Origin of the sequence: Amycolatopsis nivea (assembly GCF_004522235.1) — a bacterium.
Classification (GTDB): Bacteria; Actinomycetota; Actinomycetes; order Mycobacteriales; family Pseudonocardiaceae; genus Amycolatopsis; species Amycolatopsis nivea.
Window position 1 is genome coordinate 106,429 of record NZ_SDLT01000009.1, and the last position, 23,641, is coordinate 130,069.

At 69.1% G+C, this 23,641-nt stretch carries 21 protein-coding genes; 9 read left to right on the forward strand and 12 right to left on the reverse strand.

The genetic code is table 11. The features are described from left to right. Nucleotides 1-75: 75 nt before the first annotated feature. The gene (locus EIZ44_RS13330; protein ID WP_037817843.1) at nt 76-528 is read right to left on the reverse strand and encodes an Lrp/AsnC family transcriptional regulator; all 453 of its coding nucleotides are present in this window, start codon (nt 526-528) and stop codon (nt 76-78) included. A gap of 108 nt (nt 529-636) precedes the next feature. On the opposite strand from EIZ44_RS13330, the gene EIZ44_RS13335 reads away from it, so the two are divergent. The 3 genes from EIZ44_RS13335 to EIZ44_RS13345 all read left to right on the forward strand — a co-directional run bounded on the left by EIZ44_RS13335 (nt 637) and on the right by EIZ44_RS13345 (nt 4,020). After that, on the forward strand, nt 637-2,046 hold the full coding sequence (locus EIZ44_RS13335) for a pyridoxal phosphate-dependent decarboxylase family protein (RefSeq protein ID WP_167754111.1): 1,410 nt from the start codon (nt 637-639) through the stop codon (nt 2,044-2,046). Nucleotides 2,047-2,131: 85 nt separating this feature from the next. Continuing rightward, nucleotides 2,132-3,025, forward strand: coding sequence for an SDR family NAD(P)-dependent oxidoreductase (locus tag EIZ44_RS13340; protein ID WP_167754112.1), 894 nt, complete (start codon nt 2,132-2,134; stop codon nt 3,023-3,025). A 35-nt stretch (nt 3,026-3,060) separates the two neighbouring features. After that, nucleotides 3,061-4,020 carry an AraC family transcriptional regulator gene (locus EIZ44_RS13345; RefSeq protein WP_134728823.1) on the forward strand — a complete coding sequence of 320 codons (960 nt, stop codon included), beginning with the start codon at nt 3,061-3,063 and terminating at the stop codon, nt 4,018-4,020. Here the strand turns inward: EIZ44_RS13345 and EIZ44_RS13350 are convergent. Beyond that, nucleotides 4,017-5,636: a sigma-54-dependent Fis family transcriptional regulator gene (locus tag EIZ44_RS13350; RefSeq protein ID WP_240691294.1), complete on the reverse strand. Its 1,620-nt coding sequence runs from the start codon at nt 5,634-5,636 to the stop codon at nt 4,017-4,019. The two genes, EIZ44_RS13345 and EIZ44_RS13350, sit on opposite strands and share 4 nt — an antisense overlap. A gap of 183 nt (nt 5,637-5,819) precedes the next feature. Between EIZ44_RS13350 and EIZ44_RS13355 the strand changes: the two genes are divergently transcribed. Together EIZ44_RS13355 and EIZ44_RS13360 are read left to right on the forward strand one after the other, a co-directional pair. Then, nucleotides 5,820-8,156: a molybdopterin cofactor-binding domain-containing protein gene (locus EIZ44_RS13355; protein ID WP_134728825.1), complete on the forward strand. Its 2,337-nt coding sequence runs from the start codon at nt 5,820-5,822 to the stop codon at nt 8,154-8,156. An 8-nt stretch (nt 8,157-8,164) separates the two neighbouring features. After that, on the forward strand, nt 8,165-8,641 hold the full coding sequence (locus EIZ44_RS13360) for a (2Fe-2S)-binding protein (protein ID WP_037817840.1): 477 nt from the start codon (nt 8,165-8,167) through the stop codon (nt 8,639-8,641). On the opposite strand, the gene EIZ44_RS13365 is transcribed toward EIZ44_RS13360, so the two are convergent. After that, a complete protein-coding gene (locus EIZ44_RS13365; protein ID WP_134728827.1) occupies nt 8,616-9,581 on the reverse strand; it encodes an EamA family transporter in 966 nt (321 codons plus the stop codon). The genes EIZ44_RS13360 and EIZ44_RS13365 overlap by 26 nt on opposite strands. Before the next feature lie 188 nt (nt 9,582-9,769). Between EIZ44_RS13365 and EIZ44_RS13370 the strand changes: the two genes are divergently transcribed. Next, a complete protein-coding gene (locus tag EIZ44_RS13370) occupies nt 9,770-10,249 on the forward strand; it encodes a carboxymuconolactone decarboxylase family protein (RefSeq protein WP_037818008.1) in 480 nt (159 codons plus the stop codon). 74 nt (nt 10,250-10,323) lie between these two features. Here the strand turns inward: EIZ44_RS13370 and EIZ44_RS13375 are convergent, their stop codons facing one another. From EIZ44_RS13375 to EIZ44_RS13410, 8 genes are all read right to left on the reverse strand, one after another. Beyond that, complete coding sequence (locus EIZ44_RS13375) at nt 10,324-10,557, reverse strand: biotin/lipoyl-containing protein (RefSeq protein WP_037817837.1); 234 nt, start codon at nt 10,555-10,557, stop codon at nt 10,324-10,326. Next, nucleotides 10,554-11,588 carry an alpha-ketoacid dehydrogenase subunit beta gene (locus tag EIZ44_RS13380; protein WP_134728828.1) on the reverse strand — a complete coding sequence of 345 codons (1,035 nt, stop codon included), beginning with the start codon at nt 11,586-11,588 and terminating at the stop codon, nt 10,554-10,556. Before EIZ44_RS13380 ends, EIZ44_RS13375 begins: the two co-directional genes overlap by 4 nt. Nucleotides 11,589-11,611: 23 nt before the next feature. Next, nucleotides 11,612-12,592: a thiamine pyrophosphate-dependent dehydrogenase E1 component subunit alpha gene (locus EIZ44_RS13385; RefSeq protein ID WP_134728830.1), complete on the reverse strand. Its 981-nt coding sequence runs from the start codon at nt 12,590-12,592 to the stop codon at nt 11,612-11,614. Between the two features lie 89 nt (nt 12,593-12,681). Further along, nucleotides 12,682-13,419 (reverse strand): IclR family transcriptional regulator, encoded by a 738-nt coding sequence (locus tag EIZ44_RS13390; protein ID WP_134728832.1) that lies wholly within the window; start codon nt 13,417-13,419, stop codon nt 12,682-12,684. 78 nt (nt 13,420-13,497) lie between these two features. Then, nucleotides 13,498-15,123 (reverse strand): ArnT family glycosyltransferase, encoded by a 1,626-nt coding sequence (locus EIZ44_RS13395; protein ID WP_205673134.1) that lies wholly within the window; start codon nt 15,121-15,123, stop codon nt 13,498-13,500. Between the two features lie 126 nt (nt 15,124-15,249). Continuing rightward, entirely contained in the window at nt 15,250-16,206 is a 957-nt protein-coding gene (locus EIZ44_RS13400; protein WP_134728834.1) for a hypothetical protein, read from the reverse strand. 43 nt (nt 16,207-16,249) lie between these two features. Beyond that, nucleotides 16,250-16,594 carry a PadR family transcriptional regulator gene (locus EIZ44_RS13405; protein WP_238604677.1) on the reverse strand — a complete coding sequence of 115 codons (345 nt, stop codon included), beginning with the start codon at nt 16,592-16,594 and terminating at the stop codon, nt 16,250-16,252. Between the two features lie 51 nt (nt 16,595-16,645). Beyond that, a complete protein-coding gene (locus EIZ44_RS13410; RefSeq protein ID WP_134728836.1) occupies nt 16,646-17,047 on the reverse strand; it encodes a RidA family protein in 402 nt (133 codons plus the stop codon). Nucleotides 17,048-17,139: 92 nt separating this feature from the next. Here EIZ44_RS13410 and EIZ44_RS13415 point away from each other — a divergent pair, with 92 nt between their 5' ends. From EIZ44_RS13415 to EIZ44_RS13425, 3 genes are all read left to right on the forward strand, one after another. Next, entirely contained in the window at nt 17,140-18,114 is a 975-nt protein-coding gene (locus EIZ44_RS13415; protein ID WP_134728837.1) for a helix-turn-helix transcriptional regulator, read from the forward strand. 105 nt (nt 18,115-18,219) lie between these two features. Further along, the gene (locus EIZ44_RS13420) at nt 18,220-19,527 is read left to right on the forward strand and encodes a lipase family protein (protein WP_134728839.1); all 1,308 of its coding nucleotides are present in this window, start codon (nt 18,220-18,222) and stop codon (nt 19,525-19,527) included. A 119-nt stretch (nt 19,528-19,646) separates the two neighbouring features. Next, nucleotides 19,647-20,840 (forward strand): cytochrome P450, encoded by a 1,194-nt coding sequence (locus tag EIZ44_RS13425; protein WP_134728841.1) that lies wholly within the window; start codon nt 19,647-19,649, stop codon nt 20,838-20,840. 68 nt (nt 20,841-20,908) lie between these two features. On the opposite strand, the gene EIZ44_RS13430 is transcribed toward EIZ44_RS13425, so the two are convergent. Next, nucleotides 20,909-23,641 carry a bifunctional YncE family protein/alkaline phosphatase family protein gene (locus tag EIZ44_RS13430; protein ID WP_134728842.1) on the reverse strand — a complete coding sequence of 911 codons (2,733 nt, stop codon included), beginning with the start codon at nt 23,639-23,641 and terminating at the stop codon, nt 20,909-20,911.

Here is a 23,641-nt window from a genome sequence, read left to right on the forward strand (position 1 = left end):
GAGAGCCCAGAGATTCGGGCCGGGCATGGTGGCGGTCGTCAAAGCAGCGCCCGAGCGGTCGGCGTCGGCCGCGGATCACCAATGATGACCTGGCGTCGTCTTCACCGTCTTCATCGCGAACTGCGAATTCGTCCTCGCCACGCCCGGCATCCGGGTCAACTCCGTCATATACAGCTGCTCATACGCTGCCATATCAGGCACCGCGATCTGCATCAGATAGTCCGGCGCACCGAACATCCGGCGGCACGACACCACGTCGTCCAGCCCCAGAGCGGTGTTCTCGAAAGCCTCGATGACCTCGCTGCGCTGATCCGCCATCTCGACATGCAGCAGCACTCCAAGCCCGCGGCCGAGCGCGGCTGGGTCGACTGACGCGTGGTACCCGGTGATCACCCCGGCCGCTTCGAGGGCGCGGACCCGGCGGAGGCACGGCGACGGGGACAGTCCGACGCGGTCGGCGAGTTCGTTGTTCGGTAGCCGGCCGTCGGCCATCAGCTGGCGGACGATTGCGTGATCAGTCTTATCCATGGCACAGGATGCTAATCAGACCGCCAGAAAACGCAATATTCAGCATCGGCTGCCCAGCTGTCCGAACTACCGTCGATTCCGGCACTCGATCTCCCGGAAGGCAGCACCGTGCACCCTCTCGTCCTCTCCCCCGCGGAACGCGCGCAAGCCGCCGACGCACTGGCCCGGTTCGTCGACAGCTACGAGGAATCCCTGCCCACGAGGCCGATCCTGCCGGACGTCGACCGCGACACTCTGGCGAAGCTTCTTGCCGAGCCGTTTCCCGCGGAAGGCATTGGCGTGGAAGGTTTTTTCGCCGACCTTCGCGACCGCATCGTGCCCAACTCGACCACCATCGCGCACCCGCGGTTCCTCGCGTACGTGCAGGGTCCGCCCAACGGGATCGCGCCCTACGCCGACGCGATTTCCGCGGTGCTCAACCAAAACTGCAACTTCTGGCAACTCTCCCCCGCGGCGAGCGTTGTCGAACGGTCGGTGGTGCAGTGGCTCGCCGGTCTTTTCCACCTCGGCCCCAGCGCGGGCGGCATTCTCACGAACGGCGGTTCCGGCGCGACCAAGGACGCGATCACCACCGCCCTCACCGACCGCCGGCCGGATTTCCGCGAGCGCGGCCTGCAATCCGGTGCTCCGCCGCTGGTGTTGTACACCTCGGAGGAGGCGCACCGCTGCGTCGACAAGGCTGCCGCCACTCTCGGCATCGGACTGGACCACGTCCGGCACATCCCGACTGACGACGAATTCCGGCTGCGAGTCGACCTCCTCGCCGACGCGATCGCCGCGGACCGGGCCGCTGGGCTCGAGCCGTTCTGCGTCGTCGCCACCGCTGGCACGGTCACCAGCGGCTCGATCGATCCCATCGTCCCCATTGCCGACCTGTGCGAGCGAGAAAACCTTTGGCTGCACGTGGATGGCGCGTACGGCGCGCTGTTCGTCCTCGCCGACTCCGCGCGGGAGACGTTCGCCCCGCTGTCCCGCGCGGATTCCATCGCGCTGGATCCGCACAAGATGCTGTTCACGCCGCTCGAAGCCGGGGCGCTGGTGGTGAAAGACGCTGCGAAACTGCGGGCGGCCTTCGCGTTCTCGTCGTCGTATCTCACCGTCGCCGAGGACGACCTGATGCTCGACTTCATGGACTACGGCCCGCAGCTTTCCCGTAGTTTCAAGGCATTGAAGGTGTGGGCCGCACTGCGGACCTTCGGCGTTGACGCCTTCCGCGAAGCCGCCGAACGCTGCCTGCGACTGGCCGCGCGACTCGGGGAACGCGTCGCCGCCGAGCCCGGTTTGGAGCTGCTGAACCCGGTCGCGCTGACCGCCGTCTGCGTGCGTATCGATGGCCGTCGCGACGAGGAATACGCGGAACTGCTGGCCCAGCTCGCCGACGAAGGTACTGCACTGCTGGGCCCGGCGCGGCTGCGCGGGCAGACTGCGATCCGCGCGTGCGTCGCGAACTACCGCACCACCGAAGCCGACATCGACCGCATCGCCGACCGGCTGGCCGCGCTCGCCGGACGGCCGTGACGAGCGTGGAATGCGCGGAACGGTCCCGAAACCTGCGAACCCCGGTCCTGGTGCGGACACCAGCGGCGAACCTAACGTCGCGGCTGTGTCGAAAATAGCTCAACCCGAACGGATCGACGGCCAGGTCGTCGCGATCACCGGGGCCACCTCCGGGATCGGTTTCTTCGCTGCCGCGCAGCTCGCCGAACTGGGCGCGCGAGTGCTGGTGCTCGGGCGGTCGGAAACCCGGGGCCGCGCGGCGGTTTCCGCGCTCCCCGACCCGCAACTGCACGAGTTCGTCCCGCTGGATCTCGCCGACCGCACGTCGATCGGCCGGGCCGGCGACCGGCTCGGCGCGTTGCCGCGGCTGGACGCGCTCGTGCTGAACGCGGGTGTCGTCGCCGGAGCGTTCAGTCCGGGACCAGCGCACCGGATCGGGGCGTTCGGCGTGGAGGAGATCGTCGGGATCAACCATCTCGCGCACGCGGAACTGCTGCGCCGCGCGCTGCCCGCGGTCCGGCGAGTGGTCAGTCTCGGGAGCGCGCTGACCCGCAAGATCCCCTTCGACCGCGAGAATTGGCTGTCCGAAAGGGATTACCGGGCGCGGGTCGCGTACGCGATGTCCAAGCACGCGGTGGAGATCTTCGGGTTCGAATCCCAGCGGCGGCTGGCTGAGATCTCAGCGCAGTCGATTGTGGTCCACCCCGGCTCGGCGATCGAGGCGCTCACGCCGGGACGGCCCGGCGCGCGGGTGCTGCGCGCGGTGGCCCGAGGGATCGTGCTGGGAAAAGATCAGGCGGCTCGACCGGTCGTGGCCGCTGTCGCTTCGCCGGGCCTGCGCGGCGGCGAGTACCTCGGTCCGCATCGGAGCGCCGCCGCGGAGGTGCAGCAGCCGGTGCCGACGAGCCGGGATCCGGAGCTGGGCGCGTGGCTGTGGACGGAGACCGAACGGCTGCTCGGCGCGCGATTCACGACCGAGCCCCGTCACCCGATCGGGTAGAAAATCGCCCGTTAACCGCCCGCTAGCCTTGAACCGTGGACGACCCGGCCGTTCTCGACACCTTGGCCCGGCGGCTGGCGCGGATCGGCGAACGCCGGAACCTCGACGTCCCCGCGCTGCTGCACCGGCTCGGGATCCGGCCGGACCGCACCGGCGTCACCCGCCAGCAGGTCTCGGAACTCACCCGCGAGCTGTGGCTCCAGACCGACGACGAACTCTTCGCCCTCGGCCCGCGAGCCCCGCGCGGACTGTTCCGGCTGGTGGTCCGATCCGTCGCCCCCGCACCCGACCTGCGCACCGCGCTGCGTCGCCTGGAGGAAGCCGCCGAGGTCCTGCCCGGGATGCCCGCGGTGGCGGTTCGGGCGGCAGATCCGCTGGTCGAGGTGGACATCGACGTCCGAGGGCTCGACGACCCGGAGCACGTCGCGGCGGAACTGGTCGCCATCGTCGTCCACCGGCTGCTGAGCTGGCTCACCGGACAGCGCATCGCCCTGCGCGAACTTCGGCTGCCGTGGCCGGAACCGGACCACGCGCCGCACTACGAGGCGGTTTTCGGCCGCCATCCGCGGTTCGACGCGGACTCGCTGGTCCTCGTCTTCGACCGCGGGCTCCTGTCCGCCCCGGTGATCCGCGGCGAAGCCGAACTGGCCGCGTTCCTGGACGACCAGCCGGACGCCTCGCTCGCCACCCGCGACTACGGCTCGGCCCACGCGGACCAGGTCCGCGCCGTCGTCGAGCAGGGCACTACCGCGCCGGACGACATCGCCGGACGGCTCGGGATCAGCGCCCAGCACCTGCGGCGGTTGTTGCGCGCGGAGAAAACGTCCATCAGCGAAATCCGGGACGCGGTCCGCCGGGACGCCGCGATAGCCAGTCTCGGCCGCGGCGACGAACCCATCGAGAAATTGGCGCAGCGACTGGGTTTCTCCGAAGCCAGCGCCTTCCGGCGAGCGTTTCGCCGGTGGACCGGGCGATCGCCCGGAGACTTCCGCTAACCCGGCACCTTCAACGCCCGCATCCGCGCGTACAACGTCGTCCGCGAAATCCCGAGCGTGCTCGCCGCCCGCACCTTGTTCCCGCCGGCCGACCGCAACGCCGCGACGATCGCGTTCCGTTCCGCCCGTTCGATCGGTGCCAGCTCGTGCCCCGAAGCGTCCGCCACCAGCGCGGGCGGCAGATCCCCCGGGCCGATCGCGCCCACCGACCGTTTGCGGATCGCCTGGCTCAGCACGCCGCGCAGTTCAGGCAGGTTCCCCGGCCAGTCGTACGAGCCGAGGATGCGCAGCGCGCCCGGCGTGATGTTGTGCGTGCGCGCGGCCCCGAGTTCGGCCAGCATCCGGGCCGCGACCTCGGGAAAGTCCGGCCGGTGCGCCAGCGGCAGGAGCTCGACGTTCTCCCCGCACGACGCGATCAGCGCCCGCTCCGGACCGGTCAGCCCCTCGCGCGGGCCGGTCGTCAGCACGAGGTGCGGGCCGACACCGCGAGCGGCATGCCTAGCGACGAGGTCGACCAGTTCAGCGGGCAAGAGATCCGCACCGTCCACGCAAATGCTGCCGGAGCCGGTCTCGACCGCAGCGGTGAACCTCGCGGCCCAGGCTGCGGATCCGCCGAGCACGGCTTCCGAGCCGGTCAACGTGGTGCACGGTTCCTCGGGCACGCGCAGCCGGGCTTCAGTGGTGCGGCCGGTCCCGGGCGGGCCCGAGATGTGCACGTGTCCGGCCACCGGACCGGGCGCGACAGCACCACGGCGGCGCGTCCGCCGGGCCTCGGACGGGCTCAGCGGGCGGATCTCGACCAGCATCCCGCCCCGGGCGCCGGGCACCGGCTCGGCCCGGACCCTGGCGCGCTGGCCGGAGCGCAGTTCGGTCTCCATTTCGGACGGTCCGGCCGCCTCGCCCGCCAGGTTCCACAGCAGCGCGACGTCCGCGCCTTCCAGCAGGTCCGCGGCGGCTTGGTTGCACAGCAACAGGTCCGGGCCGATCGCGACCACCGGCCGGGTCGGGCGGGACGCCGACTGGAACGCGGCGAGCAGCGACCGCTCCGACACCCGGCTGCCTTCCAGCAGCTGCCGTTCGATCTCCTCCACCGCCTTCGCGACCAGCGGCGCGAGCAGCGGATTCGCCTCGGCGGCCAGCAGCGTGATGTCGAGCGCGCCCTCCAGCCTGCGCGTGACCGGGTGGAAAATCGGGTGCCCGTAACAGCTGAACCCGCGCAGCGCCTCGGCGTAGTGCTCCTCCCCGTGCACCACGATGCTCGACCGGGTTTCCAGCGCGGTGCCCGGGCCGGTGGTCCCGACCTCGTCCTCCAGCAGGCAGGTGCCGACGCCGATGCCCAGCTGGTCCAGGCAGTCTTCGACGGCGCGGTCGGCGCTCCAGCGGTGCACGAGCCTGCCGTCGTGGTCGACGAGCACAGTGGACATCGCGGTCCCGGCGAGACGCTCGTCGAGGTCCTCCAGCACCGGCGCCGCCGCCGACAGGAGCCTGCTGGCCGGGTCGACCTCGTCGAACCGCAGGTCGAGCAGCGCGGTTTCGGGGCGCACACCGGCGAGCGAGGCGCGCCGCCAGGACTGGGCGATCGGTTCCCGCAGCACCACGCTGCGCGAGGACGTCATCGAGCTCACGCGATCTCCACCTTCGTTGGTGACGCGCAGCAGGATAACCATCGCTCTCCGCTGACGCTGTACAGAACTTGAACACTCAAGCCCCGATTCACCCGGCAAGGTGGTCCATCACCACCACCCGCGTGCACGTGTTGCCATCCGGCACGCGGTCCTTACCTCGAAAGGGGAATCAGCGTGACTCTCAGTCACTCCGAGCCGGACACCGGGAAGGAGCGCCCGGGCGTTTCCCGGCGCGGTTTCCTCGGGTACGTCGTCGCGGCCGGGACCCTCGTCGTGGCCGCGGACGTCGGGCTCGCCTCCTCCGCGTCCGCCGCCGTGCCCTCCGCTCCGCAGCCGCCCGAGCTGTACGACCTCAACGACGCGCTCACCGACGCGGCGCTCCCGACGTCGCAGCTCATCACCGTGACCATCAACAAGGACGGCAGCGCCTCGTTCGAGATCCCGCGCGCCGAGGTCGGCCAGGGCATCACCACCTCGACCGCGATGATCATCGCCGAGGAACTGGACCTCCCGGTCGAGAAGGTGCACGTCACGCTCGCGCCGGCGCGTCCGGAACTGCTGTTCAACCAGCTCACCGGCGGGTCGAACACCACGGTCTCGACCTACACGCCGATCCGCGTCGCCGCCGCGATCGCCAAGCAGCAGCTGCTCGAAGCGGCGGCCATCCTGCTCGGCGGGACCGCGGAACGGTTCATCGTCAAGGGCGGCGTCGTGACCGCGCCGAACGGCAAGACCGCGACGTACGGCGAACTGGCGACGAAGGCCGCGTCCAGCACCACCAAGCAGGTGCAGCTGGACCCGAGCAAGCTCAAGGGCTCCAGCGAGTTCAAGGTGCTCGGCAAGCCGCAGAACCGCCTCGACGCCCACGACATCGTGACCGGCAAGAAGCAGTTCGCGATGGACCTGGACATCCCCGGCGCGCTGCCGACGATGATCTGCCGTCCGCCGACGCTCAACGGCACGCCGAAGGCCGTCCGCAACAAGGCCGACGTGCTGAAGCTGCCCGGCGTCACCGACATCGCGATCATCCCGACCGGCGTCGCGGTCCGCGCGGAGACGTTCGGCCAGTGCATCGACGGCGTGCGCGCGCTGCAGGTCGACTGGGGCCCCGGCAGCGTCGAGGGCCAGAACGACGAATCCGTGCTCGCCAACCTGCGCCGCGCCGAGCTTCCGCTGGCGGTGCCGAAGGTTCCGGTGCTGGCCAAGACGGTCGAAGCGGATTTCGAGTTCATGTTCCGCTCGAGCGCCGCGCTGGAGCCGTACTGCGCGGTCGCCGACGTCCGCGACGGCAGCGCAGAGATCTGGGCCGGGCTGAAGTCGCCGATCGTGGCGCAGGGCGAGGTCGCGCAGGCGATCGGATTGCCGCAGGGCAAGGTGAAGGTCCACGTCGTCACCGGCGGCGGTTCCTTCGGCCACAAGCTGTTCGGCAACCACGCCGTCGAAGCGGCGCAGGCGTCGAAGGCGTTCGGCAAGCCGGTGCGGCTGATGTGGCACCGCGCCGACGAGCCGCGGCAAGGCAGGCTGCACCCGATGGCGACGTCGCGGATCCGGGCGACCGTGCTCGCCGGGAACGTGCTCACCTTCGAGCAGCGGCACACCTCGGTCGAAACGTCGTTCCGGCACGGGCTCGGCGAAATGCTGACCTCGGTCGCGACGAAACTCCCGACCGGGCTGGGCAACCTCGGCGTCGCCGAGGCGGTTTTCGTGCTGAGCCAGGAAATGCCGTACAACTTCGGCGTCGTCGACCAGACGCTCACCGAGACCGACCAGCGGTTCAACACCGGGTCGATGCGCAACGTCTACTCGCCCGACGTCGGCTGCGCCAACGAGCTGGTCGTGGACATGCTCGCCAAGGCGATGGGCAAGGACCCGTACGACTTCCGGATGGAGTTCCTCAAGAACGACAAGGTGAAGGGCGTGCTGCGCAAGGTCGCCGAGGTCGGCGGCTGGGGCAAGAAGATGGCGCCGGGCACCGCGCAGGGCATCGCGATCCACAAGGAATACAAGGGCGCGAGCGCCTGCCTGGTGGAAATCGACTGCCGCCCGGAGACGGTGAACCGCAAGATCCGCGACGGCGTCGCCGGCCCGCGCGTGACCAAGGCGGTCATCGCCCTCGACGCCGGGCTCGTGATCAACCCGCGCGGCATCGAGGCGCAGATCATGGGCGGTTTCGCCGACGGGCTGGCGCTCGCGCTGACCAGCAGTGTCCACCTGAAGGACGGGCACTTCCTGGAAGCCAGCTGGGACAACTACTTCTACACCCGGCAGTGGAACATCCCGCAGGACTTCACCGCGATCGCGATGCCGTCCAACGGGGAGCAGCCGGGCGGCGCCGGCGAGGCGGGCGTCGCCTGCTCCGTCGCGGCCGTCGCGTGCGCGTACGCCCGCGCGACCGGGAAGGTCCCGAAGCGGTTCCCGATCAACCACGACGACCCGATCGCCTTCGAGGTCAAGTCGTTCGTCCCGCCCGTTCCCGAATCGCCGACCGACGGCCTGAGCCACACCTACTGAGGAGCACGATGAGCAAGCACACCTTCATCCTCAACGGGAAGCCGGTGTCCGTCGACGTCGACGACAATGTGCGGCTCCTGTGGGTCCTGCGCGACGTGCTCGGCGTCCGCGGCCCGAAGTACGGCTGCGGCATCAACGTGTGCAAGGCCTGCACGTCGCACTTCAACGGCAAGGCGTTCAACCCGTGTTCGGTGCGGGTGGCCGACATCAAGGCCACGGACGAGATCACCACGATCGAGGGCCTGCCGGACACCGTGAAGGCCGACCTGCACCCGATGCAGGAAGCCTGGCTGGAGAACGACGTCGCGCAGTGCGGCTACTGCCAGCCCGGCCAGATCATGGCGGCGGTCGCGAAGGTCAAGGAGGCCAAGGCGAAGGGCCGCGAGATCAACGACGCCGACCTGGACGAGATCCGCAACGTCTGCCGCTGCGGCACGTACTCGCGGATCCGCGAGGCGATCAAGGCCGGCGCCGCGAAGATGTGACCGGGTTCGCTTGCCCCGCAGCCGATTCCGGTTGCGGGGCAAGTTTTCCCGTCTGTACCAGCGTTCCGCCGCCGATCAGCACCGCTACTCCGATGAGCTGCACCGGACCCAAGGCCTCGCCCAGCAGCAGCCACGCGAGCAGGGCGGCGACCAGAGGTTCGGCCAGCGCCAGGACTCCGGCCAGGGCGACCGGCAAGCCGCTGAGCGCGTGCAGCCCGGCCAGGTACGGCAGCACAGTGCCGAAGACGGCCAGAATCAGCAGGGCCAGCCAGACCGGGATCGTCGCGCCGCCCAGCGATACCGGATTCGCGGCGGTCACTAGAGTCCACAATGGACTTACCGCGAGAGTCGCCACCGCCCCGATCGCCAGTCCCGCAGCGGTCATTCCGAGCGGATCGTGCTGTCGCGCACCGCGTTCGCCGAGCAGGAAGTATCCGGCGGAGCAGACCGCCGACGCCAATCCTGCTGCGACGCCGAGGAAATCCAGCTGCGCCCCGGGTCCGAGACCGGCGATCAGCACCAGTCCGGCGATCGCCAGCATGATGCCCAGCCACACCGCCGCGGGCAGGCGCGTCCGGCGGACGACGCGCACCCACAGTGCGACCAGCACCGGCGACAGGTTCACCAGCACCATCGCCACCGCGACCGGAATCCGGGACACCGCAACGAAAAAGAACAGTTGCACGCCCGCGACGCCGAGCAGTCCGTAGCCGAGCGGCAGCCACAGTTCAGCGCGGCGAAACCGCAACGCCCGCGGCCGCAGCAGCACGACGCCGGGCGTCAGCAGAACCGCGGCGAGGCCGATCCGCACCGCGGTGACCGCGGCCGGGCTCCAGCCCGCGTCCAGCACCGCCTTGGCGAGCGGACCGGAACTCGCGAACAGCGCCCAGGAGACCAGGCTCAGCCCGGTCGCCCGCGCGGTACCGCCCTGGTCGGCCATCTCCGCATTCTGCGGCCCGGCGCGGCGACTGAGCCACCGGTTTTCCGCAGCCCCCGTCTCGGCAGCGCCCTCACGGACCTCTCGCGCAGCGGGCTGGCCGGGTGCGACGCGGGTCACATCCAGAGTTGTCACATCCGGCGGACGGCCGGCATCTCATGGGCATCCGCTACACACCACTGGAGGATCTGATGAGCGCACGGTTCGACCTGATGAACAACGACCTCGGCAAGTCGCTCGGCAAGCGGTTCGCGGGGCTGGCGATGCTGCTGAACAACACGGCGCTGCCGAAGGCGACGCAGGAGCTGGTTTCGTTGCGGGCCAGCCAGATCAACGGCTGCGGCTTCTGCGTCGACATGCACACCAAGGACGCGACCGCGGCCGGCGAGACCGCGGAACGGCTCCACCTGGTCGCCGTCTGGCGCGAGGCGACCGTGTTCACCCCCGCCGAGCGGGCCGCGCTCGCGCTGGCCGAGGAGGGCACCCGGATCGCGGACGGCGGCGGCGTTTCCGACGAAACGTGGGCGCAGGCTCGCGAACACTACGACGACGACCAGCTCGCCGCGTTGGTATGTCTGATCGGACTGATCAACGCGGCGAACCGGATGAACGTCATCGTCCGCATGCCAGCGGGGCTGTACCAGCCGGGGCAGTTCGCGACGGTCAGCTGAGGCGAGCGCGGGCCGCCGCCGGGCAACGGTGGGACCCGGCGGCGGCCCGTTCCAGCACGGGGCGACCCGTGCGCTTACTCGATGCGGGCGATCGGCGCGCCCTGCTTCACCACCTCGCCCTCCCCCACCAGGAACCGCACCACGCCGGTCGCGGGGGCCGGGACCTCCGCGTCGACCTTGTCCACCGCGACCTCCGCGATCAGCTCGCCCTCGCGGACGGTCGCGCCGTCCGTCGCGAACCAGGTGGCGAGGACTCCCTCGCCGTCCGGGTCGTTCTCGGACAGGACGGGGAACGGGACGTCGGTCATGCGCCCACCAGGTTGAGGACGGCTTGGCGGATCCGCGCCGGCGTCGGCAGCACCGCGTACTCCAGCGGACGAGCGTACGGAATCGGCACGTCCGGCACCGCTACGCGCGCGGCCGGGGCGCGCAGCAGGCTCGGGTCCCGCTCCACCACGCGGGCGATCACCTCGCCGGACAGGCCGAACGACAGGTAGTCCTCGTCGACCACGAGCAACCGGCCGGTTTTGCCGACCGAATCGAGGATCGTGCCGGTGTCCAGGGGCACCAGGCTGCGCAGGTCAATGACCTCGCAGTCGACGCCCTGTCCGGCGAGATCGTCGGCGACGTCGAGGGCGTGGTGCACCGACAGGGACAGCGTCACGACGGTGACATCGCTGCCCGGCCGCACGACATTCGCCTTGCCGATCGGGACCTCGTGGTCGCCTTCCGGCACCGGGCCGATCGACCGGCGGTTCTTCGCCATCCACGGCAGGCCCATGACTCCCTTGTGGAACAGGTACACCACCGGGTTGTCGTCGCGGATCGCGGAGGTCATCAATCCCTTGGCGTCAGCGGGATTGCTCGGCACGACGACCTTCATCCCGGGCAGGTGCGCGAACGTTCCCCACAGGCACTGGGAATGCTGCGCCCCGTCCGAGTACCCGCCGCCGACCGCCGCGGTCAGCACCATCGGCACGGACACGTTGCCGCCGGACTCGTAGTGGATTTTCGCCATGTGGTTGTAGATCTGGTCCATGCAGACGCCGAAGAAGTCGACGAACATCAGCTCGACCACCGGCCGCAGGCCCTCGACCGCCGCTCCGATCGCGGTGCCGATGAAGGCGGTCTCGGAAATCGGCGTGTCGAGCACCCGGCGCGGGCCGAACCGGTCGAGCAATCCGGTGGTGGAGCTGAAGATCCCGCCGTAGGACCCGACGTCCTCGCCGAGCACGAACACCCGCTCGTCGCGGTCCATTTCCTGGGCGATGGCCTCGACCATGGCCTTCGCGGTGCTGAGTTTCCGCCCGGCGGGCGCGGAGGGTTCGGTGAGCGTCATTGCTGCTTCTCCTCGCTGTGTCGTCAGGCTCGCGCGAACACGAAATCCAGCGCGGTGGCGGGATCCGGCTCGGGGCTCTCTTTGGCGAACGCGATCGCCGCTTCGACCCGCTCACTGGCCGCGGTTTTGCATTCCGCGACCTTCGCGTCGTCGAGATCGCCGTCGGCGCGCAGCTGGTTCTCGTAGGTGGGCAACGGATCCCGGCCCGGCACACCGTCCAAATCGGACCGATATCCTTGCGCGTCGCCCTCGAAATGCCCCCACAGCCGCAACGTGTGCACCTCGATCAGGCTCGGCCCTTCCCCGGCCCGAGCCCGCGCGACCGCCTGGCCCGCCGCTTCGTGGACCGCCTCGACCGAGTTGTCCTCGACGCGCACACCCGGGATCCCGTACCCAGCGGCGCGGTCCGCGTTCGACGTGACACAGGTGGACGCGCTGCGCGGTACCGAGATGCCCCAGTCGTTGTCCTCCACCAGGAAAATCACCGGGAGCTGCCACAACGCCGCGAGGTTGAGCGATTCGTGGAACGCCCCTTGGTTAGCCGCGCCCTCGCCGGTGACCGCGACGGCGACCCGGTCTGTCCCGCGCCGCTGGAACGCGAGCGCCTGCCCGAGCGCGGGCGGGTAGCCCTCGGCGATGATGCCGGAGCAGGAGAAGTGCACGGCGGGGTCGAACAGATGCATATGCCCGCCGCGTCCCCGGCCGAGTCCGGTAGTCCGCCCGAAGATCTCCGCGGTCATCCGGTTCAGGTCGACGCCATGCGCGATGGCGAAATGGTGCGGCCGGTGCGTCGCGGTGACCGCGTCGTCGCCGGTGAGATGCGCACAGACGCCCGCCGCCACCGGCTCCTGCCCCGCGGACAGGTGCATCTCGCCGGGGACGAGACCGGCGCCGATGTCGAATACGGGTTTCTTGTCGGCGTGGTACTCGCGGAGGATGGCCTCCTCGTAGGTGCGGATCAGGACCATCGTGCGGTACAGGTCGAGCCTGTCCTGCGCTTCCATGGGACCTCCCGTTCGCTCTGGAGGCCACTTTCGCCGGGCGCGGTCCGCCGGACAACGGGCGGGATTTCAGATGGTGATAACCGGCGGGTTCAGGGTGTGATGGCTAGGGCGCGAGACACCCGTTGGGCTGTTCGGCGCAGGGATTGCAACGGCGCCGAACCCAGGCGGCGCGCGGGCAACGAGATCGCCACCGCGCCCAACGCGCCCGGCGTGCGGACCGTCGTCGCCAGGCATGCCGTGCCCAGCAGGTACTCCTCACGATCGTTGAACACGTCCCCGCTCTGCGACAGCCGTTGCTCCAAGACCCGGCTGTCGGTGATGGTGTGCGGAGTGAGGTCCGCCAGCTGATGCCGCGACAGGTAGTCGCGGCGGCCTTCGGTGTCGAGGCCGGACAGGATGCACTTGCCGAAAGCCGTCGCGTGCGCCGATTCGTGCACGCCGACCCACAGGTCGACCGACGGGGCGGTCGGGCCGTCGGCGATGTCGATCAGTTTGATGTCGCCGTCGGAGTACAGCGAGAGGTACGCCGCGCCGTGCACCTCGTCTCGCAGGGCTCGCAGCACCGGGCGGATCTTCGGCAGCAGCGCGTGCAGCGACGTGTGCTGGCGCAGTTCGCTCACCTGGCTGCCGAGGGCGTAACCGTCGTCGAGTTTGCACAGGTATCCCTCGTGGACGAGGGTGCGCAGCAGGTGATACGTCGTGGGCAGCGGCAACCCGACCGTCCGCGCGAGCACCTTGGCGGGCACCGGCCGCTCGCTCGCGCCGACCGCGTCGAGCAGGTGCAGGGCGCGCTGCACGGACCCGATCAAGGTCGGCGCTGCCGCCATCCCCTCACCTCCGCGTCGCTGCGGACTCCAGCATGCGCTACCGCTCTGACCTGGGCAAGAGCAGTTCCACCGGACGGATCACGGGCTTCCGCAGAACGTTCGCTCCGCCTCGAACGGGTCCGGCGGGACGGTCACCCCGGTCCGGTGCACGGCTCCGGTCAGGTTGGCCCAGAACCGGCCCGGCGACATCGGCTCGCGGGTCGACCGCTGGATCTCCGCCAGGTCTCCGCAGCTCAGCGCGTGCCGGGCGGCGGCGACCTGGTCCGCGGTGATGTCGGCGCGCAGGGCGAAGTTGCCCGGGCTGAGGACGGGGGCCGCCGGGTCCGCGTAATCCGCCAGCAGCCAGGCGTTGCTCAGCGGTTTCGAGTGCCCTGGTTTCACCGTGGGGAACTCGAAGCGCGCGCCGATCGGGTTGGCGAGGCCCCAGAAGTCGACGACGCCGACGTCCACCGGCGACATGACCCCGACTGTCCCCAGATACACCCCGATGATCATGGACTTCGACGGGACGTCCGCGCGCAGTGGTGTCGTCAGGATCTGCTGCCGCGGTCCTTCGTAGGTCAGGGTGCGCGGACTGACGGCGTCGTTGAGATATTTCATCCTCGGGGTGAAATCCGCCGACTCGGTGGGATACGACTGACCGGTCCACGCGTGGTAGTAGCCGCGCTCGTCGTCGATGAGCTTGCCGTCTTGCGGGACGAACTGGCCGATGCCGGCGCAGAGAACCGCCCACGCCAGCAGGACGGCGCCGAGCACGCGCGTCTTCTTCGCCGCCGGGAGCACCAGCACCGGCAGCATCAGCAGGAAGAAGATCGGCAGCGCCATGCGCGCGTGCATGTAGTCGCCGCCGATCTTCAGCAGGTATCCCAGCGACAGCACACCGGCAACCACCGGGGTGAGGGTGACGATCCGATCGGTGCTTTGCCGCCTGAGGACCCCGGCGAGCAGGACCGTGCAGAGCACCAGCGGCAACCACAGCAGGTACGGGTTCACGAAATCGCCGACGTACCCGAATCCGCGGCCCCAGAAGGATTCGCTCGCGTTTTTGGTGAGCGCGGGCATCGGCACGAGGATGCCGTAGAAACCCATGCGGAAGATCTCGTACCCGACCGGCAGCGCTCCGGCAACCGCGACCGCGGCGCAGACGACCCGCCAGTTCGGTTTGGTCACCAGCCACAGTGCGACCAGGAATACCGCTGCCACCAGCGTCTGTTCTGGACGGACGAGCGGGCCCAATCCCATCACGAACGCCGCGGTGACAACGTGTTTGGCCGAGGTGCTGCCTCGGAAGCGGACCAGCAGCCACCAGCAGAGCGCCATCCAGAACGTGTTCAGTCCGGTCTCCAGCCCGGACGTCGCGTACTGCCACACCGGCCGCACCCCCAGCAGCACGAGGACGCCGCACGGCACCATCGCCGCGACGCGCCCACCGTGCAACCGGATCGTCGCGCTGACCGCGAAGCCGAACCCGGCGGCAGTGAGCAGGAGGCCGAGTATCCAGGACAGCGTCGAGGTGTCCGACTGGCCGAACACGAATCCGGCGAACGCCAGCAGCCATTGCCACAGCGTGCTCGTGGAAGCTTCGGCGCGTTCGCCAAGATTGTAGACCGGACCGTTCCCGGCGAGGATCTGCTCGACGATTCTGGTGAAGATCAGGGCGTCGTCGCAGATCCAGCGGGTGACGTAGCCGAGAATGGCGATCAAGAGGACGGATCCGACTATTATCCAGCTGTTTCTTCGTCTGTTCTTAAGCGTGGAATCGGGCTGATTCAAGGCGCGCGGAAGCGCCCTTGGCATGGTGTTCAATTAAAACTCCTTGCGGAAAGAGCGCTATGCGGTTTGCCGCCGGTAATCAACGATTCCGGTCGCGGTCAACGCTGCGATGCCCGCGCCCACCAGGAAGACCTGCACGAGAACCAGCGGCTCGAAGGCGTCCGCGGCCATGGTTGAGAGGAGGACAAGCGGCTGAATCAACACCAGCGAACAGCACACGGCGAGCGAGAACGACCACGCAGGCGTGCGTCGCCGTAAGGCGAAATAAGCGAGAATTACAAGCGCGGCCGCCCACGTGAACCAGGAAAGCCCGCGCAGGTCCGACTCGACGAAAGAGCCGAAGTAAAAAGCGGCAGCCACGACCCCGGTCAAGGCGATCCACCATTTTCGCGCGGACGGCAGCGGTGCGCCGAGGTGGAATCCGGCGATCAGGAGCAGCAGCGGCAGCCATTGCGGGATGAAATAGCCGAGCAGATCAGGACTGAAACTGAACGAATACTGGTACAGGAACGCGGCGAATCCGGCGACCAGCACGACCCCGGCGACGCAACGCGCGGCTCGGCGGCGTCCGGCGAAAAGGAGCGCGAGAGGGACGACCGCGGCGGCGACCAGAGCGACATCCTGCCCCAACTGCTGGGCCGACGAGGCAGCGTAAAGCGACAGAGTCACCTCGCCGGTCGAGGAATACAGACCGGTCGCTCGCGGGTAGCCGAGCGCGTCGCACAAGTCGTGACCGAGGGAGAAAGCACCCTTCATTACTCCCCAGAGGAGTCCGAGCAGGGCTACCAGCCGGACAGTGTCGCCGAATGCGACCACACGAGCCGGGGCTGAGCCAGCAGCCAGCCGAGCGCGCAGGCCCAACCCCAGCATCGCGAGCAGTTCGCGCCCTTCCGCGAGACGACCGGCTTCCCGCGCGTCCAGCAGGGTGCCGACCATCTCGTCCTCACGGTCGGCGCGGTACCAGCGGGGAAGAATCCGCACCATCCGGCGGTATCGCAGCTCCGGCGCGGTCATCCCGCGACCTCCGCAAACAACTGCCCGGCCGACCGAGGAGCGCTCATGCCCCACCCCCGAGCGCCCAGCCCCGCGCACGCAACACCGACTCGGCAGCGGCGGCGTTCGCGGCCAGCCGCCGGGTCTGCTCGGCCAAAGTGCGGCCCCCGAGGTCGGTCAGCCGGTAGTACCGGCGGAGCCGCCCCTGGTGGATCTCCTCCTTGTCCCGCTCCGCCCATCCGTCCGCGACCAGCCGGTCCAGCACGCCGTACAACGTGCCGACCCGCAGCCGGACCCGGCTTTCGGACAGCTTTTCGACGGCCTGGACGATGCCGTAGCCGTGCTTCGGCTCGTCGGCGAGCGCGGTGAGGATCAGGAAGACCTGCTCCGACATGCCTCGTTCGGTCACCCGTCCATATATATCACGTCGCGATACATACTGGTGGCCGAAGCAAGGAACCTACTCGTCAGCGACCGCGGTCCCCTCCAGCTCGACCAGCAGCGTCGGGATCGCCAGCCGCGTCACGCCGAGCATCGTGGTCGACGGGGCGGCGCCGGCCGCGGCCAGACGGCCGGCGAGGACGCCGTAGTGCTGGAAAAGCAGGTCGACGTCGGTCGTGTAGACGTTGAGCCGGACCAGGTTCTCCAGCGACATGCCCGCTTCGGCGAGGACCGCCTCCAGGTTGTCGAGGCTCAGCGCCACCTGCTTCGCCATGTCCCCGGCGTACTGGGGTTCGCCGTCGCCGTTCATCGCGGCCTGCCCCGAGCAGTACAGGGTCCGGACCGGCCCGGACACCAGTTCGCCCTGGTGATAACCCATCGCCGTCGACCACGCCCACGGGTTGACCGTCGCTCTCTCCACCATTCGCTCCTGTTCGCGTTTCAGCAGTACGCGGAGCAGCCTCGCAAGCAATACGCGACATCCTGTGTCGTGTATTAGGTAGGGTTTTCGGCATGCGCGCCGACCGGTTGGTCTCGCTGGTCCTGCTGCTGCGCCAGCGCGGCCGGCTGTCCGCGGCCACCCTCGCCCGCGAACTCGAGGTGTCCACGCGCACCGTGTTGCGCGACATCGACGCGCTGTCCGCGGCGGGCGTCCCGGTCTACGCCGAGCGCGGACGGAACGGCGGTTTCGCGCTGCTGCCCGGATTTCAGACCGAACTCACCGGGTTGAACCACGACGAAGCGCTCGCTCTGCTGGTCGCCGGATCGCGGCGCGGCGCGCAGGCGTTCGGTCTCGGTTCGGCGCTCGCTTCGGCCATGCTCAAGGTGGTCGACGCACTGCCGGAAAGCCATCGGACCACGGCCGCGGGCGTGGCCGAGCGGTTGCTCATCGACCCCGAGATCGACCTCCTCTCGCGCCGCTCGGTCGCCGAGGAGGTGCCCGACGCCGTGGTCGCCGAGATCCGGCGCGCGGTGTTCGCCGGGCACCAGGTGCGCATTCGCTACCAAGCGGTCGGCCAAGCCCCGAAGTGGCGCACAGTGCACCCGATTGGACTGGTCACCGTGCGGGAGCTGGGATATTTGCTGGCGACCCGCGAAGGCGAGGACCGGACTTACCGGCTCTCCCGGGTGCGGGCCGCCGAGGAACTCGACGAACCCGCGCAGCGGCCGGATCGCGTGGACCTGGGCCGGGCCTGGCAGGAACGCAGCACGCGGTTCCGGACCGGTGGCGACCAGATCGTCGCACTAGTCCGAATTCGCCCGGAACGGCGGGAAGAATTGGCCCGCACCGCGCTCGCCATTCGCGCTGAAGAAATCAGGACGAACGGATGGTTACAGCTGGAGGCGGCTTTCCAGGATTCCCGGCACGCCGAATGGGCGTTGTGGCAGCTCGCCACAGCCGCGGAAGTGCTTGCGCCGCAAGCGTTGCGTACCGCCTTGCACCAGCGCGCCACGGCGATCGCCGCCGCCTACGCCGGGCCCGCCTGAGCCCTCCGCACCGGCACTGCCTGCACCTTCCGTAGTTGTGCGGATACCTACTCGCTGGTAAGTTACCCGCCAGTCGTGATCCACTTCATGGTTCAAAGGGGAGTCATGATCCGGAAACCCGTCCGTGCGCTGATCGCCGCCGCCGCTCTCGCGATCACGTCCGCCGTCGCGCTGCCCGCCGCGGCTTCGGCCGATTCCTTCTACAGCTACGACGGCAGCACACCGCTCTCGTCGTACGCTCCGGGCACCGTCCTCAAGAGCCGGACGTTGAGCTATCACGTCTTCGGCTTCCCGACTCCAGTGCAGGCCACCCAACTGCTCTACCGGACTACCGACGCACAGGGCAATCCCACCGCGAACGTCACCTCGGTCGTCCGAAATCCGTTGGGCGGCAACGGGAAAGCCATCTCGTACCAGTCCGCGTACGACTCGCTCGATCCCGCCGACGCACCGTCCCGCGCGATCGCGGGCGACGTCCGGCTCGGCGGCGTGCTGCCGAACGCCGAGTCGGCGCTCATCGCGCCGGCGCTCGCCCTCGGGTACAGCGTCGTCATCCCGGACACCGAAGGCCCGACCGCCGATTTCGCGGCCGGTCCGGAATACGGCAAGACCACTTTGGACTCGATTCGCGCCGCGACGCACGCGTCCGGGACCGGAATGACGGATTCCACGAAATTCGGCCTTCTCGGCTATTCCGGCGGTGCGATCGCGACCGGCTGGGCGTCGGCGATCGCCGGGAGTTACGCGCCGGAGGTCGAGAAGAACCTCGTCGGGTTCGCCGAGGGCGGGGTGCTCGTCGACCCCGCGCACAACCTCAAATACGTCGGCGGCAGCCCAGTCTGGTCCGGCGTGATCCCGATGGCGCTGATCGGCGTCTCGCGCAGCTACGGCATCGACCTCAAGCCGTACGCCAGCGAGTACGGCCTCAAGGTGCTCGCCGAGCTCGAGCACGCGTCGATCGCCAACGCGCTCGGCCGCTACCCCGGGCTGACCTGGCAGAAGCTGGTCAAACCGGAGTACGCGAACCCGAACTCGGTGGCCCCGTACGTCGACGCGGTCAACAAGGTGAACATCGGCTCGGCGGCGACGCCCTCGATCCCCGGGTTCATCGGGCAGGCCAGCAACGGCGCGCTCGAAGGCACTGTCAGCAACGAACCGGGCATCGGCGGCGGAGACGGCGTGATGGTGGCCGGGGACGTCCGCGCGCTCGCGAATCAGTACTGCGACACCGGAAACACCTCGATCAAGTACACGCAGTACGACGCGCTCAGCCACGCCACCGCCCTCCCGGTGTGGGCGCCGACCGCGATCGCCTGGCTCAACGACCGGTTCGCGGGCAAGGCCGCGCCGTCCAGCTGCGGGCACATCGCGGCGGGGAACTCGCTGGCGCCGGAGCAGCACGCCGGGTCTTGAGAAGCTGATGCCGCAACGCCTGGGCGGGCCCGAAAGGGGCTTGCCCAGGCGTGCCCAGTGTGCATAGGGGCGTCGCGTTAGGGGTGCTCTCCTCCCGGAGGACTCGATACACACGAAGAATGACCAGTGATGTGCAGATCGAGCCCATCAGATATCCCTTCGGCTCAGCGGAGGGGGTCGACCTCGACCCGGCCTACACGGAGGCACGCGACGCGCCGGGGATGATCCGGATCAAACTGCTCTACGGCGAGCCGGCGTGGCTGGCCACTCGCTACGACGACGTTCGCATGGTGTTCAGCGACCGGCGGTTCAGCCGGGCCATGGCCGCCGATGCCGACGTGCCGAGGATGACGCCGCACAAGCTCGACGGCGGGATCGTCATGATGGACCCGCCGGAACACAGCCGGCTGCGCAAGCTGGTGGCCCAAGCCTTCACCCAGAACCGGGTGCAGCGGTTGCGCGGGCGGGTCCGGCAGCTGGCCGAGGACCTCGTGGACGCGATGGCGGCCGGCGGCGGGCCGGCGGACCTGGTGGAGAATTTCTCGTTGCCGCTGCCGGTGTCGGTGATCTGCGAGCTGCTCGGGGTGCCCATGGCCGACTGGCCGAAGTTCCGGGTCTGGAGCGACGGGATCCTGTCCACGAGCGAGACCACCGCCGAGGAGTACGAGGCCAACGAGGCGGAACTCCAGGAGTACATGCGCGGGCTGATCGCCGCCCGGCGCGCGGAGCCCGCCGACGACCTGATGACCGCGCTGGTCGAGGCCCGCCACGAGCACGACCGGCTCTCCGAGGCGGAGCTGATCGATTTGTGCGACGGGCTTCTGGTGGCCGGCCACGAAACCTCCGCGTCCCTGATCGCCAGCTCGGTCTTCGTCCTCCTGGAGCGCCCCGAGCGGCTGGCCGAGCTGCGGGCCGACCTCAGCCTGTTGCCTGCCGCGGCCGAGGAACTCCTGCGGTTCGTCCCGCTGAGCCATTGGGAGGGCTTTCCTCGCTACGCGACGGAGGACGTCGAGGTGGGCGGTTCGCTGGTGCGCGCGGGGGAGCCCGTGGTGACCGACTTCGCCTCGGCCAACCGGGATCCCCGGCGGTTCGAAAATCCCGACGTGCTGCGCTTCGACCGGAAGGCGAACTCGCACCTGGCTTTCGGGCACGGCGTGCACCACTGCCTCGGCGCGAACCTCGCCAGGGTCGAACTCCAGGAAGGCCTCCGCGCGCTGCTGACCAAGCTGCCGGGGCTGCGGATCGCCGGAGAGATCGAGTGGAAGGTCGACATGCCGGTGCGCGGCCCGCGCCGGATGCCGATCGGCTGGTGATCGCAGGTCACTGAAAAGCCCCTGCCCGCACAACGGCGGGCAGGGGCTTTCCCTTGCGGCTTAACGGATCAGCCGTCCGAATCGGCCGACGGGATGAACGCGCCCGGAACCTGGTCCGGGGCGAAGATCTTGTCCTCGCCCGGATACGGCTGGGTCCATCCGTGCACCTGGTACCACGTGAAGTGGTCCATCTGCGCGGGGTTGGCGTAGTCCGCCGTGGCGTTCGGGCCGGTCAGCTTCTGCTGGGACTGCCATTGCTGCCACTGCTGGGCCAGCTGCTGCTTGTCCGCGGGCACCGCCGCCGACGCCGCCGCGGTGGCGGCCGTCGGGACGTTGTCCGTGCCGCACGACGGCGGAGTCTTCAGGCCCGCGGTCAGCGACGTCTGGTTCGGCACCGCGGTGAACGGCGTGTTGTCCGGCTTCGGCGTGAACGCGGTCCCCATCGGGGTGGCCGCGCTGTCCTTCTGGTTCATCGGGTGGATCCCGAGGATCTGCTCGATGGTGCGGATCATGGTGATCTGCGAGTAGTACCGGCTGTCGGTCACGCCGCGCTGCGCGTACGGGCTGATGATCTGGACCGGGGCCCGGTGCCCGTCGACGTGGTCCAGCCCGGCCTGGGAGTCGTCCTCGACCACGAAGATCGCCGAGTCCTTCCAGTACTGGCTGTGCGAGATCTTGTCGACGATCTTGCCCACGGCCAGGTCGTTGTCGGCGACCTGCGCGGCCGGGCTCGGCGGCCCGCCGGTGTGGTCGCTCGACAGCCAGAACATGTTCAGGTCCGCCGGGCCGTTCTTCTCGAAGTCGTTCTTCCAGATCTCGTACCGGTACTGGTCCGGGACCGCGGTGTCGAACTTCGGGAAGCCCGGCACCGAAACGCTGTTCAGCGACGGGATCGGCGACGACGAGACCAGCGGGTACGCGGTCGGCTCGCCGGTCGCGGCCATGTTCTTCGAGTCGCAGTACAGGTTCTGCCAGCTCGCGTCCGCGGGCTTGGTCAGGAACTGGTGGAACTCGCCGAAGTCGCGCACGGTCTTGCCCGCCGCCTGCGCCCCGGTCCACAGGAAGCCGCTGCGCTGGTGGCCCAGCGCGTCGTCCTCGGTGTCGTAGCTGCGCTTGTACTCGCCTGCCGACGACTCGGTGTACTCCGGGTTGTCCGCCTGCATCAGCCAGTTGTGGCCCTCGGCCGAGTTCGTGCCGATGTCGTAAGTGTTGTCGTACAAGCCGAATTGAGTGGCCAACGCGTGCTGGTTCGGCGTGACTGCCTGGCCGAACTGCGCGAGCGCCGGGTTGCCGTTGCCCTTCTTCATGTCGCCGAAGAGCTGGTCGTAGGTCCGGTTTTCCTTCACCAGCAGGAAAACATGCTTGATCGTTGACGGGTCGCCGAGCCGACGGGGCACCGGCACCGGCTTGACGTTGCGGTTGCCCGTCTGCACCGAACCCGGCGTCCAGCCGTTCTGCTTGAACACCTGACGCGTCTGCGCCCAGGTCTGCCAGTCGGTCGGCAGGGTGAACCGCTGGAGGCTCGACGTGGTGTCGTGCGTGGCGTGCCCGGCCGCGGCGGTCGGGCGGCGGGCGTCGATGCCTCGGGTGTTCGCGACCAGGATGTTGTTGCCCGACGCTGAGATACCAGACGGGAAGTAGTCCGTCGGCAGCAGTCCGATGAAGGCGGCGGGGGCCTGCGGGAACCAGTAGCGGTAGACCGCGACCGCGTTGGCCCGGCCGAGGGTCACCAGCAGGTGGCCGTCGTCGGTGAGCGCGATGTCGGTCGGCTCGTAGCCGACCTGCGCTTCCGGCCACGGCTGCGTCGCGATGGTCTGCACCACGACGTTGCGCTGGGCGTCGATCACCGAAACGCTGTCGCCGCCGGTGTTCGCCACGAACAAGGTGTTGTTCTTGGCGCGCAACGCGGTCGGGTGCAGGCCGACGTCGATGTTCTTGACCGGAGCGGACGGGTTCGCCAGGTCGATCACGCTGACCGTGCCGGTGGTCGCGGCCCCGGTCTTCGGGTCGGCGACGATGTCGGTGCCGTACGAGTTGATCGTGGGGTCGCCCGGCTTCGCCGCGCGGCCGCCCTCGTTGCTGACGTAGATCCGGTTGCCGATCTGCACCAGTGCACGCGGTGCGTTGCCAACAGTCCAGCTCTGCTTGATCTGGCCGCTGGCCGCGTCGATCGCGACGACCCGGTTCTGTCCGTTCACCGCGGAGTACACAGTGGACCCGTCCGCGGAGAAGATCGCGCCCGCGGCGAGGGAATGCTTGGAACCGTCGGCCGGGATCGGGACCCACGTGGGGTTCGCGACGGTGCCGTCCGGGTTCACGGTGAACTTGCGGTAGCCGTCAATTTGGCCCAGCCACAGCGTTTTGCCGTCCGGCGAATACGACGGGCCTTCCTGGCCGACGTCGTTGCCCGGCAGTTGCAGGTCGGCCTTCTTGTCCTTGCCGACGAGCTGCTGGACCTTCCAGGACTTCAGATCGACGATGGTCAGCGCGATGCCGCCGTCGGTAGTCAGCGCGGCGAGGTGGCTGCCGTCCGGGCTGACCGTCGAGGACATGATCTTGCCGTTCGGCAGGACGAGCCGCTCGCCGATGGGCTTGAGGTACTGGTCGCTGGAGATGGTCAGGCCGTTCTCGGTTTCCTGGCCGACCTGGTCGGTGCCGAACTGCTTGGTGGAGGCGAGGCCGATGCCCGAGCCCGTGGCGACGAGAGCGACCGCGGTCGCCCCCGCCGTGACGAAGCGCATTTTGCGGGATCTGCGGAACTCTTTCTTCCCGCCACGCCTGCGACGGCGCGTTACTTGCAT

What these genes read in the sequence shown, in the direction of transcription:
- EIZ44_RS13330 (WP_037817843.1), bottom strand. Translation starts at nt 528, where the DNA reads ATGGATAAGACTGATCACGCAATCGTCCGCCAGCTGATGGCCGACGGC.
- EIZ44_RS13350 (WP_240691294.1), bottom strand. Translation starts at nt 5,636, where the DNA reads ATGACGTCCTCGCGCAGCGTGGTGCTGCGGGAACCGATCGCCCAGTCC.
- EIZ44_RS13360 (WP_037817840.1), top strand. Translation starts at nt 8,165, where the DNA reads ATGAGCAAGCACACCTTCATCCTCAACGGGAAGCCGGTGTCCGTCGAC.
- EIZ44_RS13365 (WP_134728827.1), bottom strand. Translation starts at nt 9,581, where the DNA reads ATGGCCGACCAGGGCGGTACCGCGCGGGCGACCGGGCTGAGCCTGGTC.
- EIZ44_RS13370 (WP_037818008.1), top strand. Translation starts at nt 9,770, where the DNA reads ATGAGCGCACGGTTCGACCTGATGAACAACGACCTCGGCAAGTCGCTC.
- EIZ44_RS13375 (WP_037817837.1), bottom strand. Translation starts at nt 10,557, where the DNA reads ATGACCGACGTCCCGTTCCCCGTCCTGTCCGAGAACGACCCGGACGGC.
- EIZ44_RS13380 (WP_134728828.1), bottom strand. Translation starts at nt 11,588, where the DNA reads ATGACGCTCACCGAACCCTCCGCGCCCGCCGGGCGGAAACTCAGCACC.
- EIZ44_RS13385 (WP_134728830.1), bottom strand. Translation starts at nt 12,592, where the DNA reads ATGGAAGCGCAGGACAGGCTCGACCTGTACCGCACGATGGTCCTGATC.
- EIZ44_RS13390 (WP_134728832.1), bottom strand. Translation starts at nt 13,419, where the DNA reads ATGGCGGCAGCGCCGACCTTGATCGGGTCCGTGCAGCGCGCCCTGCAC.
- EIZ44_RS13400 (WP_134728834.1), bottom strand. Translation starts at nt 16,206, where the DNA reads ATGACCGCGCCGGAGCTGCGATACCGCCGGATGGTGCGGATTCTTCCC.
- EIZ44_RS13415 (WP_134728837.1), top strand. Translation starts at nt 17,140, where the DNA reads ATGCGCGCCGACCGGTTGGTCTCGCTGGTCCTGCTGCTGCGCCAGCGC.
- EIZ44_RS13420 (WP_134728839.1), top strand. Translation starts at nt 18,220, where the DNA reads ATGATCCGGAAACCCGTCCGTGCGCTGATCGCCGCCGCCGCTCTCGCG.
- EIZ44_RS13425 (WP_134728841.1), top strand. Translation starts at nt 19,647, where the DNA reads ATGACCAGTGATGTGCAGATCGAGCCCATCAGATATCCCTTCGGCTCA.
- EIZ44_RS13430 (WP_134728842.1), bottom strand. Translation starts at nt 23,641, where the DNA reads ATGCAAGTAACGCGCCGTCGCAGGCGTGGCGGGAAGAAAGAGTTCCGC.